Raw genomic sequence first — 19,845 nt, forward strand, 5'->3', positions numbered from 1 at the left:
AAGGTAAAATCGGATCTCCCATATTTGCTTCGGTTTCAGCGCGCGCTTCGCGCCGACGGTCCGTCCCGCATTCCAGACTGGGCGCTTCGTCGCGGTGGGTTCGGTTTCAGGCATCTCCATGATCATTCTCCGATGGCCAGAGTGGCCGACCGAAGAACGCTTTGGTGCCCGATAAGCAGGAATGCTTCGAGGCACCTGCCGACCAGACCCGGGCGTCCAATGCTTCCCCGGTGAACGTCTGGTCCTGACGGAAGCTGCCGAACGAGTTACCGAAGGGACTATCGTCAACAATGCAATTATGGCCGTCCCTGCAGCGTATCGCTGGGCATGAAGCCGAACTTCGTTCCGTTTACGTGAATTGAGAAACGGTAATTGCGCTAATGCGCGCCGCCTATGTCATAGCTCAACCATGCAGATCGGCGTGACGATCAGAGCGCCAGCATTGCGAGTGCTGCAATTGCCATTACGAGGGTCGCTCCCCAACCGAAAAACAGTAGCCATCTAGTAGCCGTAAACTGCCTCATTGCCGAGTGCCGCGCGACGACGAGCATCATCGCGGCCATGATCGGGACCGCTACAACACCGTTGATCACCGCGCTCCCGAACAGGGCCTTAATGGGATCAAGCGGCGACCAGTCGATCGCGATACCCAAGAGCGTCGCGACGCCTATCACCGAATAGAATCCGATGGCGTCCCACGGCTTGTGCTTGAGACCGATCTTCCAGTTGCGCGCCTCGCCGACCGCATAGGCGGCCGATCCTGCGAGCACAGGGACTGCCAATAAGCCGGTGCCGATGATACCGAGCGCGAACAGCAGGAACGCGAACTGTCCTGCGACCGGCCGGAGCGCCTGTGCCGCGTCCGCGGCGGTGTTGATATCGGTCTTGCCCGCCGCATGCAGCGTTGCCGCGGTTCCGATCATGATCGCGATCGCCACCAAATTGCAGATTGCCATGCCCCCAAAAGTGTCGAGCCGCATCCGACCGCATTCGTGCGGCGCCTGCGCTTCGGCTGCGTTCGGCAGATGCGGGATACGGCATGAGCGCTCCATTCCGCCAGGCGCTGACTGAGCGAGGTCTCTCTTGAGCTGTTGGTATCCCCTACACCGACATGCCTTGATGACGATGATCGCTTACGCCTTCCTCAAGTCCCGCCGCCTCACCGCAGCGGGACGGAAAAAAGAGTCGGGGGACCAACGCCGCAGCCGACCATGCCAGCCGTCCGGCAGGCTATCCTCGACCTCTTCGCTAGGCCACCACCGACACGTTGCCCACATTGCGACGCGCTGCTCAGCCAGCCCTCGAAACATAATCTGCCAAAGTGGTGCTAGAGATGATAGCGGCCATACTAACGGGCCGTAGATGATCCCACTCAAGCGGTCTCGGCCGGGAGATGCGCCGCTGGCAGCAGCTGGGACGCCGTGGCGAGGTCGCGACTTTCGGCTTTGGGTCATTTGCGCTTTTGTCGGTGTTCCCGCTGCGGGCGATTCGGCTCGTTAAAGTCGGCGTTGAATACAACGACGGTCACGCAGGTCGATGCGGCAGGAATGAGGCCGTTCTCCTCTTCCTCCAAAGGGCCCGTCTCAATTGTCGCCGCGGCCACCGGAGGCTTCGGCAATTCGCTTGGAAGTCAGGTAGAGAGTCTTTCCGCAAAGGCGAGGACGGGCGGGCTGAAGCCGATCGGGCCCGTCAGTAGCTGCGGCAGTGTCACCGTGTTCTCGCCCTACCAGTAAGCGGGATGGATGCCTCGTTTGACGACCGGATCAAAGATGCCGATCATGATGTATGTCATCAAGACGAACATCGCGAATGGCGCACAGCTAACAAGCGGGATCCATCAACCGGCCTATCCGGCGCGCGATCACCAGTATCGTTCCGCAGAGCATCCGCCGCTTATGCCACCCCGCGTGATCGCGCAGTCTGATCGCGGCGAAGGTGAGCCCGGAGGGAGCCTTTGCACGACCCTGCTGTCGCGTCCGATTGGACGCATCGGAGAATTTGGGCGATAGAACTGGGATGACGCTGATCGACATCTATCTGGCCAATGCCGCAGCCCAGCGCGCGGCAGCTGCAACGACTAATTTGCCAAACCGTCGGGAAATGCATGAGCGTTCGGCGGTCGTCTGGGAGGCGATGGCGCGTTCCATCGAAGAGACGCAGGGCAGGGCGGCCGTGAACCTGGCGGCAAAGGCAAGCCTAGTCTGATATCGCCCGGACCATCAATCGTACACCTTTGCTGGCGCATGCCGATCGTCGCCTACCGCAACCGTTCAGCTGAGCATCGCGTGGCCAGCCGGTGACGAATATTGCTCATTGGCTGTTTTCAAGACCCGCAAGAAATCGGTATACACCCTTGGCACGTAGTAGTCTATAATGGTATTACTAAGTTCTATGATAACCGCTAGAACCATATAAAAGCGCTAGAATGGATCCACGACGCAACCCGTTCGCGCCAGGCGCCGGCAGCCGTCCGCCCGAGCTTGCGGGCCGCGAAGACGTCTTGGAAGCGGTCGCCGTCGCACTCGACCGTATTCGTAACGGTCGTCATGCCCAAAGCATGATCCTGCTGGGATTGCGCGGGGTGGGCAAGACGGTGCTGCTCAACGCCATGCGCCGGGCGGCCGAAGGCGAGGGCATCCTGAGCGTTCCGATCGAAGCGCCCGAAGGCCAGTCGTTACCCGCGATGCTGGTACCCGCACTCCGCACCGCCATGCTGAAGCTCGATCGTGGTCAGGCGGCAATGACGCTGGCGAAACGCGGGCTGGGTGCCCTGGCGCGGTTCGTCAAGGCGTTTAAGCTGAGTTACGGCGAGCTCGAGGCGTCGCTCGACCTGGGGGAGATAGGAGTGGCGGACAATGGTGATCTCGACGCCGATTTGATCGACCTGATCGATTTGGCGGGAGCCGCCGCCGCTGAGCGGGATACGGCGCTCGTACTTTTCATCGACGAGCTGCAATATGTGCCCGAGCGCGAACTGGCGGCTCTCATTACCGCGCTTCACCGCGCCCGCCAGAACGACCGCCCGATCACTCTGGTCGCCGCTGGCTTGCCGCAACTGGCCGGACAGATGGGCAAAGCAAAGTCCTATGCCGAACGCTTATTCTTGTTCACCAGTATCGGCCCGCTCGGCACCGCGGCGGCCAGTTCCGCCATCGTCCATCCAATCGAGGCGGAGGAATGCACGATCGAGCCTGCTGCAGTCGCGCAAATCATCACCGTTACCGAGGGCTACCCCTATTTCCTCCAGGAATGGGGCAAGCAATGCTGGGACGCCGCCGACGCTTGCCCGATCACAGTGGCGGATGTTGATCTTGCGCACCCGACCGCCATCGCGGCGCTCGACAACAGCTTCTTTCGTGTGCGCTTCGACCGGCTTACGCCGGCTGAAAAGCGCTATCTGCGCGGCATGGCGGATTTAGGGGAGGGGCCCTTTGCCTCGACTGCCATCGCCGACCATCTCGGGCGGAAGTCGTCGAGCTTCGGTCCCGTGCGGGCCTCGTTGATTGCAAAGGGAATGATATACAATCCGGGCTACGGCGAGACAGCGTTCACCGTGCCGATGTTCGGTGCGTTCATGCGTCGGGCCATTCCCACCATGACCGAATAGGTTTGATTGGTTACCTCTGATCAGTCGCGATGCCGCGCTATCAGAACTGTATTTCTTGGCGGACCCGTCCGAAGCGTAAGGTCGGCATCTCGGTAAGATGGGTGGTGAGCCGTCGGTCCGCTTTCGGGAAAACGGATGCGGATAACTGACGTAGTCAAGCGCCGCCGGCTTTCTTAAAAGATGGCTTAACGGGACTGGGCTGCGGGAACGTATGACGCTTGCCAGCTTGTATAACGCTCCATCTACCGCAGCGACGAGCCCATCGAGAATACTGACATCATTTTGTAATCTGCCGTGCGCCTCACGGGAGACGGCAATGCAGCGAGGTCGAAGATGCAAAATAATGAACAGTCGGGCGCGGACGGGCCTAGCCTGGAGGGGCACAATGTCCTCGTCACAGGCGCCAATGGCGGTCTTGGTGAGCAGTTCGTACGGCAGGCGCTGGAGCGCGGCGCAGCAAAGGTTTATGCGACGGCCCGCACGCCCAGAGATTGGTCGGACGCCCGTATCCACCCCCTCAAACTCGATATCACCGACCCCGAGTCCGTCTCGCAGACGGCGGCGGTGGCGTCCGATGTTACCATTCTCATCAATAACGCGGGCATCGCTCCGGCGGCCGATTCACTGTTCGGATCGGAAGATGAAGCCCGGCTAATCATTGAAACGAACTACTTTGGTCCGCTTCGGGTTGCCAAAGCGTTTACCCCGGTTCTTGCCGCCAACGGCAACGCGACGATACTGAACATCGTTTCCCTGGCGGCGTGGCTCCCGTTGCCCACCGTATACGCAGCGTCAAAAGCGGCACTGGGATCGGCAACCAACGGTTTGAGGATGAAGCTGGAAGGTCAAGGCATTAAGGTGATCAGCTTGTATGTCGGTGTGGTCGACACCCCGATGACGGTGCAATACGACATACCGAAGGCCAGTCCGGCAAGCATTGTTGCCCAGGCATATGACGGCATCGAGGCAGGCGTATTTGAAGTGATAGCCGACGACCTGACGCGCCAAGTAAAATCCGGATTGGGCACCGCGGCCGAAAAATTCTTACCGCCGCTCCATGAAATGTTTCGACCTCTGTTCTCGTAAGGTCAGATAGCGTTCCTACCGACATCGCGCGCCGTCGCATTCGAACAGCGACGGTGCGTCTCCGTCCGAATTTGGGCGATTTTTGCCTGTCCGCTTTTCCGCTCGACAGCGGAAGGTCGGCTTTCGGGCAAAGCACGCGCTTGATTGCGGCCGGAACCGCGATAGGTTGTGGGAAGCTGCCGTTACCGATCAGGGCGTTGAGATAAGCACAGCCTCATTGGCCCGCCCATCAACAACGCCGATCAGAGCCGATGGAAACCTGCCGAGATCGCCGTAAGTAACAAAAACGGATTGTGGCTTCGCTGTGAAGCCCTAGCCGCTCGCGCGTGGCCTTGAGATGCTGGTTAACCCGAGCGATGGAGACGCCGAGCCGCATGGCGATCTCGCCGCCCTTTTAATGGGCGTAGAGCACACGAATGCACTCCCGCGACGGTCGGTCAGTCGATTGATTCGATCGATGCTCAAAGTCCCGCCGTCATGCCCGAGCCAGTCGCGCTTGCGAAGCCGCATCGCCGCAAGCGGATAGTGGCACGATCCAGCCCCTACGCCCGTTTTTGGGAGCAATTGTCGGCCGGCATTGTGTCTGCTATGCGGGTGAAAACGTTACCATAAGAGGATGATTATGCAGTCCGTTTGGAATTTGGGAGAAGCCGAAACACGCATCGGCATGGATGCCTGCCGTGACGAGCTAAAGCGCCGGGGCAAGGCCGGGGTGATCGCGATCAGCGACAGCCACGGCGAACTCATCGCGCTGTGGCGGACCGAAGGCTGCGCCCTACCCCCGATCGTGATCGCACAGAACAAGGCTTATACCGCCGCCCGCGTGCGCGGGCTCAGCGGCGATCTTGGCCGCAACGCGCAGGCCGACGGATCCGATGTCCATTATCATGGCGACACGCGCTATGTCGGCTGGGATGGCGGCGCACCCGTTTTCCACAAGGGTGAATGCGTCGGCGCCGTTGCCATCAGCGGCCTGTCGGGCGAGGAAGACCTCGAAATCGCTCAGATCGGCATCACCGCTATTCTTAACGCACTAGACTGATCACCATGGCCTTTCCCACTCCCTACGCCGCCGCGCCCAGCCGCTACGACACCATGCCCTATCGACGCGCCGGCCGTTCGGGGCTGAAGCTGCCGACAATTTCACTCGGCCTCTGGCAGAATTTCGGCGGTGATGACGTGTTCGAAACCGGCCGCGCGATGCTGCGCCACGCCTTCGACAACGGCGTCACCCACTTCGATCTCGCCAACAATTACGGCCCGCCCTACGGATCGGCGGAGGAAAATTTCGGCCGTGTGATGGCGACCGATTTCCGGGGCCACCGCGATGAACTGGTGATTTCCACCAAGGCGGGCTGGGACATGTGGCCGGGGCCTTATGGCGATGTCGGCGGATCGCGCAAATATCTGCTCGCCTCGTGCGACCAAAGCCTGAAGCGCATGGGCGTCGATCATGTCGACATTTTCTATTCGCATCGCGTCGATGCGGAGACACCGCTCGAAGAGACGATGGGCGCGCTCGCCACGCTGCACCAGCAGGGCAAGGCATTGTACGTCGGCATCTCGAGCTATTCGCCGGAGCTGACGCGGAAGGCTGCCGCTATCCTGACCGAACACAAGGTGCCTCTCCTCATCCATCAGCCGAGCTATTCAATGCTCAACCGCTGGATCGAGGAGGAGTTGCTCGACACGCTGGCAGATTTGGGCACCGGCTGCATCGCCTTCTCGCCGCTCGCGCAGGGCATGCTGACCGCCAAGTATCTGAACCGCATACCCGACGACGCGCGTGCCGCAAAGCAGGGTTCGCTCAGCCAGTCGTTGATCAGCGAGGACAACATCGCCCGCATCCGCGCCCTCAACGAAATCGCCAAGCGCCGCGGTCAGACGCTCGCGCAGATGGCGATCGCCTGGGTACTACGCGATCCACGTGTCACCTCCGCGCTGGTTGGCGCGCGCACTTTGGAGCAGCTCTCCGACACGCTACGTTCGCTCGACAACCTCGCCTTCTCGGCCGAGGAACTGGCCCAGATCGACGTCCACGCCCAGGAAGGCCAGATCGATCTTTGGAAGGTCTCCTCGACCCTCTGACCGGATCGCTCCGTTCGCGAAATAAAGAGCCGACGCCATCTTGTAGGAGTTTCGCCTTGTCCAAACCAACGATCGTCGAGGTCGCCAGGCTGGCGGGCGTTTCCAATTCCACCGTATCGCGCTGCATCAACACCCCGGAAAAGGTCGAGCGCAAGACCCTTGCGCGCGTGCGAAAAGTGATCGAGGAGACCGGCTTCCGCCCCAATCTCCTCGCCCAGAGCTTCCGCCGGGGTCGCACCGACATCGTACTGGTGGTGATCCACAATGTCGGCAGCAGTATCTTTTCAGACATCATCGACGGCATCCGCAGCGTGCTAGGCGATCGCTATTCGGTGATCCTGATGGAATCCCGATCGGAGAAGCAGGGGCATAGCCGCTTCATCGATCTACTGGTCGCGCGGCAGGTGGTGGGGGTGATCTTGCTGTGCTCTTCGCCACCGTTCAGTCGCCGTCTGGTGGAGCTGGACAATTTCCCGCGCCTGCCCGTGGTGGTCGGGCTGGAACCGATTAGCGAGGATCTAGCCAGCCTGCCGACCGTCCATATCGACAATTATCAGGCCGCGCACGACGCTACGCGCTATCTGCTCGACAGCGGGCATAACGACATCGTCTTCGTCTCGGGCGAGCGCGGATCGCTGATTACGCAGGATCGCGAGCGCGGCTTCGTCGATGCGATGACGCAAGCCGGGATCACCGGTGTGCCCGATCGCCTTGTCCATTCGGAGCTCAGCATCCAGGGCGGCGTCGGGGCCGCGCATCGCCTGCTGGCGGACAAGACGCGGCCGACCGCGTTGTTCTGTGCCAATGACGACATCGCGCTCGGCATCATGAGCGTTGCGCCGCGTTTCGGGCTGCGCGTACCGGACGATCTGTCGGTGATGGGCTTCGACGACAGCCCCTATGCCGCCACTGCCAACCCGCCGCTTTCCACCGTCGCCCAGCCCGCGCGCGAGATTGGGGAGCGCACCGCCCGCCGCCTGCTACGAGCGATGGACACGCCCGACGAGCCCGGCGAGTGGACTGAAATCCTGCCCCACCGCCTCGTCATTCGGCAGAGCACGGCCCCGCGCCTTGGCTAAAAGCCGCTCATCAATTGTATCGATGAAAACGTTACCATAAAAATCTGGCGACCCCGAAATTGCTATGATAGGCAAGCGTTCATTACCAGGCCGGGCCCCGGTGATGCGATGGGAGAATGATGGTGAGGGTTGGTGTCACACGTGCGCGGTTCGTTTCCCGGCTGGCCGTGATCGCGGCCATCGGCGCCGGTAGCGTCGGCGCCTATGCGCAGACGCCGCAGGCCCCGGCACAGCTGGCGCCGATGCTGGTCCATCCCGAGAAGTGGCCGACCGCGCGCTCGCCCATCGCGCTCGATCCCGCTATTGAAACGAAGATCACAGACATTTTAAAGCAGATGACGCTGGAGGAGAAGGTTGGCCAGACGCTCCAGCCGGAAATCCGCTGGGTCAAGCCCGACGACATCCGTGATTACCATATCGGCAGCGTCGAGAATGGCGGCGGCTCCTTTCCCAAGGGCGACAAGCACGCCACGCTCCAGAACTGGGTCGACATGATTCAGTCCTATTGGGAGGCCTCGATCGATCCGCGCGTCAACCATGTTCGCATCCCGCTGATGTGGGCGGTGGACGCGGTGCATGGCCACAACAACGTCTTCGGCGCCACGATCTTCCCCCACAATATCGGCCTCGGCGCCGCGCACGATCCGGCCCTCATTACCCGCATCGGCGCCGCGACAGCGGCCGAAGTGCGCTCCACCGGCATGGACTGGGCCTTCGCCCCCACTATCGCGGTGGCGCGTGACGATCGCTGGGGCCGCACCTACGAAAGCTATTCGGAAAATCCGCGTATCGTGGCCGATTATGCGGGCGCGGTCGTGAAGGGCCTCGAAGGCAACGGCGCGACCTTCCTCGACAAGGATCATGTAAGCGCGACCGCCAAGCATTTCCTCGGCGACGGATCAACGGATTATGGCCGCGATCAGGGCAACTCGCTCGTCTCCGAAAAGGAGTTGAGCACGGTCGACGCGGCTGGTTATGTCACCGCGATCGACGCTGGCGTCCAGACCGTCATGGCCTCCTACAGCAGCTGGCATGGCATCAAGATGCACGCCAATAAGGCGCTGATGACGGATGTGCTGAAGACGCGCATGGGCTTCGATGGGCTGATCATTGGTGACTGGAACGCGCACTCGCAAATCCCGGGCTGCACGCTGTCGGATTGCTCCATCGCGTTCAACGCGGGCGTCGACGTGTTCAACGTGCCGACCGACTGGAAGGCGCTCTACCACAACATGATCCACGAGGTGCAGTCGGGCGAGATCACGATGGCCCGCCTCGACGATGCGGTGCGCCGCGTGCTTCGCGTCAAGTTCCGCGCCGGGATCATGACCGAGGCGGCTCCCAAAGATCGCCCCAACACCTTCAAGCCGATCGGCACGCTCGAACATCGCGCGGTAGCGCGCGAGGCAGTGCAAAAGTCGCTCGTACTCCTCAAGAACAATGGCTCTCTACTGCCGATAAAGCCGGGCGCGCGCATCCTCGTGGCCGGCGAAGGAGCGGACAATGTCGCAATGCAGACTGGCGGCTGGACGCTATCGTGGCAGGGCAATGACAATGGCCCCGGCGAATTCCCCGGCGCGACCTCGCTCTATCATGGCATCGAGGCCGAAGCCAAAGGGGCCGGCGGCACCGTCACGCTCTCTGCTGACGGCAGCTTCACCACCAAGCCTGATGTCGCGATCGTGGTATTCGGCGAGACGCCCTATGCCGAATATATGGGCGATCAGACCGATGTTGCTCTCCACCACGGCAATAACGAAAGCCTGGCACTGCTCAAGCGGCTGAAGGCGCAGGGTGTCCCGGTCGTGTCGGTGCTGCTGTCGGGTCGGCCCGTCTATGTGAACCCGCAGATTAACCTGTCGGACGCATTTGTCGCCGCGTTTTTACCGGGATCCGAGGGCGCGGGCGTGGCCGACGTGCTCCTCGCCGGACGCGACGGCAAGCCGCAGCATGATTTCCGCGGCAAGCTCAGCTTCTCCTGGCCAAAGCGGCCGGACCAGACCCCACTCAATGTTAGCGATGCGAACTATGATCCGCAATTCGCCTATGGCTTCGGCCTGATCTATGCTCAACACGCCAAGACGGCGCGCCTGCCGGAGGTGAAGACTTCTGTGCAATATGGCGACAAAGACGTCTATTTCACCAAGGGCATCTTCTGGAACGGCTATGGTTTGTCTCTGGGCGCTCCCGGCACCACACGCATCAACTATACCGGCAAGCCCGTCACCGCCGGCACCGCGATCACCGCCGCCCCGAGCCCGCGCGATCCCAAGGCGCTTCATCTCGCCTGGAGCGGCAAGGGCGAAGGCGGCATCGACATCGCCGCCGCGGCCCCGTCCGATATCTCGCGCGAGGCCAATGGGTCGATGCTCGTCAGCCTGACCCTGACTGTGAACGGGCCCCCCCCCTCGTCCGTGCAACTTGTCGTGGGCGACACGGCGCTGCCGATCGCAAAACTGCTCCATGCCGGGGCCAACCACATCGAAGTGGGCCTGCCCTGCTTCGTCGGCCAGGATTTCGAGAAGGCCCATACAGTTATCGGGCTGAAGACCGACGGCAAGCTCGACCTCGATCTGATCGACGCCCGGTTGGTCGAGAACAAAGCCGGGACGACCTGCCCCGCAAACTAAAGCAAACGTCTTCGGAGCGACCAAGGGCTGAGGGCGCAAGATGGCGCCGCCGGCCTTTTCCGTGTCGCCCCGTTTTTCGCTTGCCTCCCACAGGACATACATAGGCGAGTTTGGCGGTGATTGCGCGATCGTTGAACAGCTGCGACCGCACCGATGCGACCGGCTCGCCAAACGCGACCGGGATAACGAGGGTAAAAAGCGGGACCCTTTGCCGAAAAGGGGCCTGCGACCAAGTCCATCGTAGGCATGACTGTCTGACGAGGGGCGCTGTTGGGCAGGCGTTGTTACCGAAAAACATTCCGGCCTGTGCCGATCTGCGACGCGGTTAATTGTGCTCAGTCACATGACGAGCGCCCCTCCCGCGCCGAGGATCTCGCCGATGCACTTGAACAGCTCGTCCATGACGACCGGCTTACCGAGCACTCGGTCGGCGCCGGAGTGCAAGCAGCGGACCGTGCCAGGCCCCGAACCCTCCGCGGTGATGACGACAATCGGAAGGCGCGCCTTCGCGTCGCCGCGCCCACGGATGCGCTCGATAACGGTGTGGCCATCCATGCCGGGCATCCGCAAGTCGACCAGAACGCAGTCGAACTCTTTGGCGTCGAGCTGTGCGAGGCCATCCTCACCGTTAACGCATTCGTCCGTCACTGCTCCGGCCACGTTGAGCATGTCGCTCAGGACCCGTCGGTTGAGTGCGTCGTCCTCGATGCAGAGAAAGCGCAGCTGCCTCATCACGCCGCGAGCCGAAGCCGGTTTCGACCGTCACGTTTCGCTTGGTAGAGCGCCGCGTCCGCGCTTCGTAATACACCCTCAGCGCCTCCGGCGTCGATCGAGGCGACCCCGCCGCTCGCGGTCACACGGACTGGTCGCCCGTCGACCATGATTACCATCTCCTCGATGGCGATCCTTAGCCGTTCGCAGACAATCACAGCCTGCTCGAGCGAGGCGTGGCGAAGGAGGACGGCGAACTCCTCGCCCCCGATACGGCTTACGACATCGCCGCCCCGCACGGTCGCCATCGCAATGCGTCCGAACTCGCGAAGTATGCGGTCGCCCGCTTCATGCCCATGGTTGTCGTTCACCTGCTTGAAGTGGTCGAAGTCAAACATAGCGACGCACCCGAACGAGCGTGTGGGGTCGACGTGTTCGACGAGTCCGTCGAGTTCAAGCTTGAATGCTCGGCGGTTGGGAAGCTGAGTGAGGGGATCCGTCAGCGCCGCATGGAACAGTTGCGTTTCCATCACCTTACGGTCGGATATGTCGCGAAGCACGCTGACGACGCCTTCCACGACCCCGGCGTCGTCGCACACTGCGCGGCTGTGGGTCTCGAACCATCGCTCTGCGCCGCTCGCGGTGAATGCTCGGTATTCGAAACTGACCATCGCGCCGCCACCGCGGAGGGTCATAACATGCGACTTGGCCGCCGAAGGACGATCTTCAGGCACTACGAGCAGCGCAGCGTTCTGTCCCACAAGGTCCGAAGGCTCGAACCCGCCCAGCTGCGTTATGGAGGGCGATACGAAGCGGACGCGGCCGTCAATGTCGAGATTGAGAATGATGTCCGTCGAGTTGTCGGCCAGCATACGGTAACGCGCCTTGCTGTCTCGAAGTTCGCGGATCAGGTTGCTGCGCCTCGCCAAGTCGGCCGAGATTGGCAGCACGGTGAGTACAGTCGCGGCGAGATAGAATTGGAGGAACTGCATGTGGTCGCCCATTGTACCATGCAGCAGGCTGATCGGTCCCAAACCTTGCAAAGTGAGGGTGCATCCGACAATAGTCAGGAGGACGACCGCCATGGCGGCTGTCAACGGTCCGCCGCGGAACGTGGCGAAGATCACGGGAAGGAACGGCAGGAACAGGAGCGACATGCTGTCCTGATCGAAGACGGCGAAGCTCATGCCGACAACAAGAAGCAGCAGCACTGCTGTCTCCGCCGCACGCTTGCGGGTCGTCGCTCTGATCAACCCTCGGAAATCATCCCTGAAGAGGAGCATGAATAGGGGCGTGAACGTCAGCGACCCAAGCGAATGTCCCGCGAACCATCTCGCGAATGACGCGGTGAAATCTGCGCCAGTTATGATCGCAGCGACTGACGCACCGCCGACGCCGCTCACTGCAGGCGCGAGCATCCCGGTTGTAAGCACAAAGCCCGCCAGCCAACGCATCGACTCCAGCGGATGCTCGGGTATCTGGATATGTCTCAGCAACGCGGCGGCGATGACGGCTTCGGATAGATTGACGATCGCTAGCGGCACTGCCGCTGCTACTCCAAGTCCGAACAGCGCGGTCACCGCCGCGCCCGCGCTTCCGCACGCTAACAGATGCGCGGGCCACGCGCTTGGCCGCAGCGTTGCCAGCCTCGCGATAAGGAAAGCGGTAGCGACCCAGAGGAAGGCCACTCCACCGTCGAAGCGGGTGGTTGAAACGGTCGCTGCTGCGACGACGAAATAGCCGACGGACGTCGCGATAACTGATTTCGTAGCAATCTGATTTGATGCCTCGCCGCCCATGCGCTCGGCTTACGCCGAGAAAGTAAAGATGAAGTTTTGTTGCGAGGCCGCCTCAGCTCTTGCCTATCAGGACGCCAAACAATCGCGTTCGCCTCTTGCATCTCCTCGCCCGGTCAATCGTAGGTTGGTGTCACCGTGTCGGCGCAAACCATTCAGATGAAGCCTATGTCGAACGTTGAAGAATCGACCGATTACGAGCAGCTCGCCAATACGCCTCGGAGACGTACGGCCAGCAACTCATTACGATGAAAGCTAAACCATCCATGAGCCGGACGGCTTGCTGCTACAATAATGCGCCCATGGAGAGCTTCTTCCACACGCTTAAGGTCGAACTTGCTCCCCAGCGGCGATAGGCGACCCGCGAGGATGCAAAACGCGATCTGTTCGCACATATCGCAGGCTACTATAACCGACGGCGGATCCACTCCGCTCCCAGATACAGGACCCCGGAACAGGCCGAACGACAAATGGTCTAAAACCGTGTCCACGGGTACGGGGACCATCAGTGGTGGTAACCCGGGAATCGCGAAGCAGCGTCTTCCTCGCAGCGAAGATCGATCGGTTCGGAACCGATTTCGTAGCAAGCCACCGGGTACGCGACCTGTTGTCGGCTGGCGCACGTATCGACCGTACCGCGAACCTACGACGTGAAGAGACCAACCTTATTTCGGTAGCAACCTTGCTGCAGTGGCGGTCACCGTCATGAGGGTGGCCGCCCGTTCAGCAGTGATGAAGCTCTTCGAACCGATCAATCCTGCCGCCGTTCGTTCCAGGCCGATCATAACCCGGGTAGCGGTCGAATCACGAATGTCGGGAACGTCGCGCGTACGCGAGGCGACCCTCGCAGGCTGGCTTGCTGATCTTGCCGATGTTTACGGCTGACTGCTTGCCTGTCTCTTATCGAATCGTTGCGCACCAGTGTGGCGCGCCATTGAGTGACGTCATTCGCTTCTAGTGGCGCTCCCACCTTAGGGAGGAACTGCGCTGTTCGAACGGCAGTGGCGGCCACCGCGAGGTCCCTGCGATCGCGGTGATCTGTGCATCGTGGTGTTGATGAGGTAACGTAAAAAGGGAATGCCGCGTTTCTTGTTGGGACAGGTGATAATACACTGCGATGGTGTTCCGGGAACTGGAGGAGGGGCAAGCGGCATCAAAGGCGGCGTCCCGTTCCTTGATGATCGTCAAGTTCGAATGCTGCCCGGGTTGTCAGCCTGGTCTCGAAGTTGATACCCGCTGTCGACGTTGTTTGATCGATGACTCAGGAGCGCTCGAATGACCTTGGATAACGCCGCCCATGTCCCCTTCCTGCGAGGCGGTGGCGAAATGGGGGAGCGCGTCCGTCAACACGACTGGACCTTGACGCCGCTCGGGGACCCGTCCTCGTGGCCGTTGCAGATGGCTACCCTGGTCGCCGTCCTGCTCGAGGCCGGTCAGCCCATGTTCCTCGCATGGGGTCCGGAACGCACGCTTATCTACAACAACGCCTACGCGCCATTGCTCGGCGGGAAGCATCCGGGAGCTCTAGGAAAGCCCTTTCTTGAGGTTTGGTCCGAGGTTGCGACCGACCTGATCCCGCTCTTCGACCAGGTCTTTGCGGGCGACTCCGTGCACATGGACGACATCACGTTGTATCTTGATCGCGGCAAAGGGCTGGCAGAGGCCCATTTCGCATTTTCGTACACGCCGATCCGCAACAATTCGGGCACAGTGGTCGGGCTATTCTGTCCATGTGTCGAGACGACGGAGGAGGTGGCCGCGTCGCGTCGCTTGGCGACCGAGCAGGAGCGCCATCAGGCGATGCTGTGCCAGATGCCAGGGTTCGTCGCGATGCTGACCGGGCCCAACCACGTCTACGAATACGTGAACGACGCATACGTCACGATTTCGGGAGAACGCGATTTCCTCGGGCGAGGCGTGCGCGACGTCTTTCCGGAGCTGAAAGGACAAGGGTTTTACGAACTGCTAGACCAAGTCTATTCTACCGGCGAAAGGTTCAGCGCTCGCGCTCTCCCGATAAGCCTTGCGGGAGAGGGCAAGCCCAGGTTCATTGATCTGGTTTATGAGCCGGTCCGTAACGATGACCGTGTGATCACCGGCATCTTTGTCGGCGGTTACGACATCACCGAACGTGTCGCTGCCGAGCATGCCCTGCTGGCCTCCGAAGCGTCCTCGGCGCAGGTGCTCGATGCGACGTCGGAGGCGTTCTATGCGGTCGATCGTGACGGCCTTACGACCCTGTGCAACGCGGCGTTCCTCAAGATGCTCGACTTCGAGGACCGCGACGCGGTTATCGGCCGCGCGCTTCACGGTGTCATCCACCACACCCACCCGGACGGCCGCCACTACGCTCGCGAGGATTGTCCGATTTATCGTGCAGCCTCGACGGGCGTCTCTGCGCATATCCTGGACGAGCTTTTCTTCCGTGCAGATGGCACCGGCTTCCCCGTAGAGTATCGCGCCGAGCCGATCATCCTTGATGGCGTGCTGACCGGCGCAATCTGCACCTTCGTCGACATCACCGAGCGGAAAGCGGCGCAGGCGGCGCTCGCCGCGAGCGAGGCGGAGTTTCGCACCTTCGCGCAGGCCATGCTGAATCACGTCTGGGCATCCTCTCCGGACGGGATGCTCAACTGGTTCAACCAGCGGGTCTATGATTACAGCGGAATCCAGGTCGGCGCGCTGGATGGTACCGGCTGGACCGTCATGGTCCACCCGGAGGACACCGCGGCAGCGGGCGAGCGTTGGGCAGCGTCGCTTTCGTCGGGCGAGACGTATGAGACCGAGTTCAGACTGCGTCGCGCAGACGGAAAATACCGGTGGCACCTGGCGCGCGCGATCGCGATCCGCGACGAGGCGGGCGAGATCGTGCGTTGGATTGGCACGAACACCGATATTCATGACCAAAAAGGGACCGCGGAGCAGCTCGCCAGCTTGAACGCCACGCTAGAGCAGGAGGTGGCGGACCGCACGGCCGACCGTGACCGCATGTGGCGCAACTCGCAGGACCTCCTTCTCGTGCTCGACCTCGACGGCACCTTCAGGGCGGTGAGCCCGTCGGTCGGGGCGACGATCGGCTGGAGCATCGACGAGATGGTCGGGCATTCGCTGTTCGAGTTTCTCCTCACGGAAGACGAAGTGAAGACCCGTGAAGGGATGGCGCTGCTGGCGAAGGGTGTCGGGCGCAGTTCCGAGAACCGCTATCGTCACCGCGACGGTGGGTTTCGCTGGATTTCGTGGGTGGCAACCGCCGAGGAGGGCCTAATCTACGCCACCGGGCGGCACATCACCGCCGAAAGGGAGGCTGCGATCGAGCTTGCTTCGGTGCAGGACGCGTTGCGGCAGAGCCAGAAGATGGAGGCGGTCGGCCAGTTGACGGGTGGCATCGCGCACGACTTCAACAACATGCTCGCGGTCGTCATCGGATCGCTCGATCTGCTCTCGAGACACATAGGTGACGGTGATGCCCGTTCACTGAGGTATGTCGAGGCCGCCGCGGAGGGAGCAAAACGCGCGGCACTGCTTACACAGCGTCTTCTCGCATTCTCGCGCCAGCAGCGGCTCCAGCCCGAGCGCGTCGATCCTAACAAGCTGGTCGCCGGAATGTCCGATCTCCTACGCCACTCGCTTGGTGCTGACGTGCGGCTGGAGACCGTCCTTACAGAGGGGCAATGGCGAATGCATGTCGACCCGAACCAGCTCGAAAACGTCATTCTCAATCTTGCGGTCAATGCGCGCGATGCGATGCCGGAGGGCGGGCGGCTCACCATCGAGACGCAAAACGCCCATTTGGACGAGCGCTATGCCGCAGCTCACCTTGGCGTGCCAGTCGGACAATATGTTCTGATCGCCGTCAGCGATACCGGGTCGGGGATGCCTCCCGAGGTGATCGCGAAGGCGTTCGATCCGTTCTTTACTACCAAGGAGGTCGGAAAGGGCACGGGACTGGGCCTCAGCCAGGTATACGGATTCGTCAAGCAGTCAGGCGGGCACGTGAAAATCTACTCCGAAGCCGGGCAGGGCACGGCGGTGAAGATCTATCTGCCGCGACTGTTTGGATCTAGTGACGAAGAGGTCGCTCCGTCGTCTGGTCGACCCGTGCGCGTTGGGGATGACCGCGAAGTAATCCTTGTGGTCGATGACGAAGCTGCAGTGCGTCAGTTCAGCGTCGATGCCCTGCTCGAACTCGGGTACGGTGTAATCGAGGCGGACGGGGCGGCGTCCGCCCTTCGCCTCCTCGAAGCGCATCCGGAGATCGTCCTTTTATTCACCGACGTCATTATGCCCGACGTGAACGGGCGCAAATTGGCCGAAGCAGCGCGCGCAATGCGTCCCGATCTTTTGATCCTGTTCACGACGGGCTACACTCGGAACGCGGTGGTGCACAACGGCGTACTTGACGAAGGCGTCCAGCTGATCGGGAAGCCATTCTCGGTTGATCAGCTGGGCGAGAAGATTCGGGCGGCCCTCGACGATCCATGATTACAAACGAGAGCGCAGCATCATTGACAACGCGAGACGTGTGAATCGGCGCCCAGAGTGGCACACTGGCAGATTATTGCCAAGCTATTGATCGTGCTTCGAATCTTGACCGAGGCAGGGGGCTCGCTCGGCTCCGATCGGGACTCATTCATAACCCATTTTCTAGAGGATTATGGATAGTCTCCTCGTTTAAATCAGGTTCCGCTTTGGGCGCCGATCACATGCCCGGCCGATTTAACGACCGGGCACGGCGGCGTATCATTCAAACGTGATGCTCATTTAGCACTGAAGCGCCGGACCTGGATCGATACCCAGAAGACCGCAGAATTGTTGATGAAGTTCGATCCGATGCAGCGCCTGCGGATTGGGAAAAGCCGCTCCACACTCGAGGCCGCCATTGATAATGTTGATTGTAGCGCCAAAGCCATCAATACGCACTGCGGCATGACATGACGCTTTTGGCGGCTGAGAGGTCATCCAAAACCACAGCGCGGTCATGAAAGCCGTTTTGCCGTCGTGCGAAACAAGCTCGGGCTGCTGAAGCAGGTCTACACCGATCGCCTCGCCGCATTGACCATAGTTAAAATTCCACGATAGTTGAATGGGCCCACGGCCGTGATAGTTTTTGCCAGGAGCGCAGGGAAACGCCGCGCTGGCGGGTTCGCAGTAAATGATTGGCGGATTTTGCTCCTCAACAAACTGCAGGGCCCCTGACTCGTGCGACACGTTTGCAAGAAAGGCAGCTGCCTCGCGTTTGTTCAGCTCGGCCGACCCCTCATTGCAAAACAGCGGAAAGTCTTTCGTTGCGGCTAATAGCGCATCGTAGGTGTAGATCGGATGGGGGTTGGGGAAGAGCCTGGAGAATAGGTCTCGAGAGACGATGCGGGCAAAGCCCCCTTGGTCGTTTGTGGGATGCGCGCCCGGTCCAGGCGCCGGCTGCGCAGGTGCCGCCTCGCCCGGTAGGTATACAATGTCGCCGACCTCGAGTTGTTCCGGGACAGGCGGCAAGCCGTCCGCACTGGTGATTTCGGTGTATCGGTTGCCGTCGCTCAAAAGGCGTTGGGCAATCGTGAAAAGCGTGTCGCCGGATTGCATTGTATACGGCTGCCGTGAAGAAACCGAAGCTGCTCCGCTTGGAAGAATTACAGTTTGACCTGGCTGAAGCTGACTGGCGTCCACAGGCGAGCCGTTTTCTGTCGTGATGCCTGTGTAAAGACTGCCGTCACCGAGCTCGCGAGCGGCCACATCAAAAAGAGTATCTCCAGGCTGTATGACATACATACGCGACATCGTGAACTCCTGATTATGAGATGATTCGAAGACGCTCATTTTGGCCTTCTCAATTATCGTACAGACTATTTTGCAATCCACAATGTTATTGCGGCTACGGTAGTAACGCTTTTAATTATATTGAAACATTGCCGCATGGAAGCGGAACTGAGATAGCATTACGCCCTAGCACTAACCTTCTCCGAAAACAGAGAATTTATTCGCAATAGAAACATCACTATTGCTCACGACCCCATCGAGCTTTATGGCGCCTTCTATAAAGACATCCTTTTCACGGTAGCCACTTTCCTGCGACTGAATGACAAGAAACGATAGCTGTCCTCCGGCCGGAGGCGGTAGCCGCCCCAGCCGGCGTTTTATTGATGGAGATGATCTGTGTTGCTCAAGAAGGCCCCTGTGCATGACTCGGACACAGATTCACGATAGAGGCTGGCTAGCATTGGCATGAGGCCGTTGGCGTCGAGATCGAGGCGATCGGACCAGACGTAATCGCTGGTGAGATTTATACGGTCCCAACCCGGCCGCGACAGGCGGGCCAGCATCGCCGGATCGATCGGCGTTCCGCGACGGCGCATTTCTTCAACGGCGCGACCGAGATAGCGGCAGTTAAATAGTATGATCGCGGCGGTGACAAGGTGCGCGCGGCCGCGCGGGTCTGCTGATTTTCCAAGCCACGATCGCGAGTGCGGCTGAGCCGGTGGAAGACAACTGCCCGGGCCAGGCTGTTGCAAGCCTCGCCCTTGTTCAGTTCGGCGGTGATGGTGCGACGTAGCGGCGGATCTTCAAACCAGCGCAGCGTAAACTGTCTCAAAACGCTCGGCTGCGAAAGGATAATCCAACGTTTTGGAGGTTCATTTGGGCGCTTCATCTCAGCTGCGGATAGAACGCAAACGACGTTGTTCCAGCGGTGCGTGATCATATGCGGACCGAGTTGTCGCTGGCGGCGATGACAATGGCCGCGCAGCGGCAAAGACCCGGCCCCGGTGTTATCTGTCACTCGGATCGCGGGTCGCGATGCGCCGACGGCGCTTATGTCGAGCATCTGGTCGTGATGCGCGCTACCCCCTCGATGAGCC

The 19,845-nt window shown here is 60.8% G+C and carries 13 protein-coding genes and 4 pseudogenes; 11 read left to right on the forward strand and 6 right to left on the reverse strand.

Annotated elements, in window-relative coordinates:
* Together RH90_RS24705 and RH90_RS18815 are read right to left on the reverse strand one after the other, a co-directional pair.
* A pseudogene (locus RH90_RS24705) lies at positions 1–120 on the reverse strand (integrase); the annotation flags it as partial.
* A gap of 308 nt (positions 121–428) precedes the next feature.
* Positions 429–980, reverse strand: a complete 552-nt coding sequence (locus RH90_RS18815) for a divalent metal cation transporter (RefSeq protein ID WP_010188037.1) — start codon at positions 978–980, stop codon at positions 429–431.
* Positions 981–1,092: 112 nt separating this feature from the next.
* Between RH90_RS18815 and RH90_RS24370 the strand changes: the two are divergent.
* The 9 genes and pseudogenes from RH90_RS24370 to RH90_RS18850 form a co-directional block, all read left to right on the forward strand.
* Positions 1,093–1,362 (forward strand): annotated as a pseudogene (locus tag RH90_RS24370) (hypothetical protein); the annotation flags it as partial.
* Between the two features lie 407 nt (positions 1,363–1,769).
* Positions 1,770–2,009 (forward strand): hypothetical protein, encoded by a 240-nt coding sequence (locus tag RH90_RS23600; RefSeq protein ID WP_157134728.1) that lies wholly within the window; start codon positions 1,770–1,772, stop codon positions 2,007–2,009.
* Between the two features lie 7 nt (positions 2,010–2,016).
* On the forward strand, positions 2,017–2,205 hold the full coding sequence (locus RH90_RS18820; RefSeq protein WP_010188039.1) for a hypothetical protein: 189 nt from the start codon (positions 2,017–2,019) through the stop codon (positions 2,203–2,205).
* A gap of 220 nt (positions 2,206–2,425) precedes the next feature.
* The gene (locus RH90_RS18825; protein ID WP_010188041.1) at positions 2,426–3,607 is read left to right on the forward strand and encodes an ATP-binding protein; all 1,182 of its coding nucleotides are present in this window, start codon (positions 2,426–2,428) and stop codon (positions 3,605–3,607) included.
* Between the two features lie 333 nt (positions 3,608–3,940).
* Positions 3,941–4,693: an SDR family oxidoreductase gene (locus tag RH90_RS18830; protein ID WP_010188043.1), complete on the forward strand. Its 753-nt coding sequence runs from the start codon at positions 3,941–3,943 to the stop codon at positions 4,691–4,693.
* Positions 4,694–5,309: 616 nt separating this feature from the next.
* Positions 5,310–5,735: a GlcG/HbpS family heme-binding protein gene (locus RH90_RS18835; protein WP_232280420.1), complete on the forward strand. Its 426-nt coding sequence runs from the start codon at positions 5,310–5,312 to the stop codon at positions 5,733–5,735.
* A gap of 5 nt (positions 5,736–5,740) precedes the next feature.
* Positions 5,741–6,781 carry an L-glyceraldehyde 3-phosphate reductase gene (mgrA, locus tag RH90_RS18840; RefSeq protein WP_010188048.1) on the forward strand — a complete coding sequence of 347 codons (1,041 nt, stop codon included), beginning with the start codon at positions 5,741–5,743 and terminating at the stop codon, positions 6,779–6,781.
* A complete protein-coding gene (locus RH90_RS18845; RefSeq protein ID WP_232280421.1) occupies positions 6,757–7,860 on the forward strand; it encodes a LacI family DNA-binding transcriptional regulator in 1,104 nt (367 codons plus the stop codon). The genes mgrA and RH90_RS18845 overlap by 25 nt, the downstream gene beginning before the upstream one ends.
* Positions 7,861–8,027: 167 nt before the next feature.
* The gene (locus RH90_RS18850; RefSeq protein ID WP_010188052.1) at positions 8,028–10,490 is read left to right on the forward strand and encodes a glycoside hydrolase family 3 protein; all 2,463 of its coding nucleotides are present in this window, start codon (positions 8,028–8,030) and stop codon (positions 10,488–10,490) included.
* A 339-nt stretch (positions 10,491–10,829) separates the two neighbouring features.
* On the opposite strand, the gene RH90_RS18855 is transcribed toward RH90_RS18850, so the two are convergent.
* A complete protein-coding gene (locus RH90_RS18855; RefSeq protein WP_010188055.1) occupies positions 10,830–11,222 on the reverse strand; it encodes a response regulator in 393 nt (130 codons plus the stop codon).
* Positions 11,222–13,000 (reverse strand): sensor domain-containing diguanylate cyclase, encoded by a 1,779-nt coding sequence (locus RH90_RS18860; RefSeq protein WP_010188056.1) that lies wholly within the window; start codon positions 12,998–13,000, stop codon positions 11,222–11,224. Before RH90_RS18860 ends, RH90_RS18855 begins: the two co-directional genes overlap by 1 nt.
* A 206-nt stretch (positions 13,001–13,206) precedes the next feature.
* Between RH90_RS18860 and RH90_RS22770 the strand changes: the two are divergent.
* Positions 13,207–13,476, forward strand: a pseudogene (locus RH90_RS22770) (integrase core domain-containing protein); the annotation flags it as partial.
* Positions 13,477–14,272: 796 nt separating this feature from the next.
* Positions 14,273–17,479, forward strand: a complete 3,207-nt coding sequence (locus RH90_RS18865; protein ID WP_010188058.1) for a PAS domain-containing hybrid sensor histidine kinase/response regulator — start codon at positions 14,273–14,275, stop codon at positions 17,477–17,479.
* A gap of 279 nt (positions 17,480–17,758) precedes the next feature.
* Here the strand turns inward: RH90_RS18865 and RH90_RS18870 are convergent, their stop codons facing one another.
* The gene (locus tag RH90_RS18870) at positions 17,759–18,808 is read right to left on the reverse strand and encodes a glycoside hydrolase family 19 protein (RefSeq protein WP_157134729.1); all 1,050 of its coding nucleotides are present in this window, start codon (positions 18,806–18,808) and stop codon (positions 17,759–17,761) included.
* 317 nt (positions 18,809–19,125) lie between these two features.
* Positions 19,126–19,811, reverse strand: a pseudogene (locus RH90_RS24790) (Tn3 family transposase).
* Positions 19,812–19,845: the final 34 nt, after the last annotated feature.

The organism is Sphingomonas sp. PAMC 26605 (genome assembly GCF_000241485.1).
Classification (GTDB): domain Bacteria; phylum Pseudomonadota; class Alphaproteobacteria; order Sphingomonadales; family Sphingomonadaceae; genus Sphingomonas.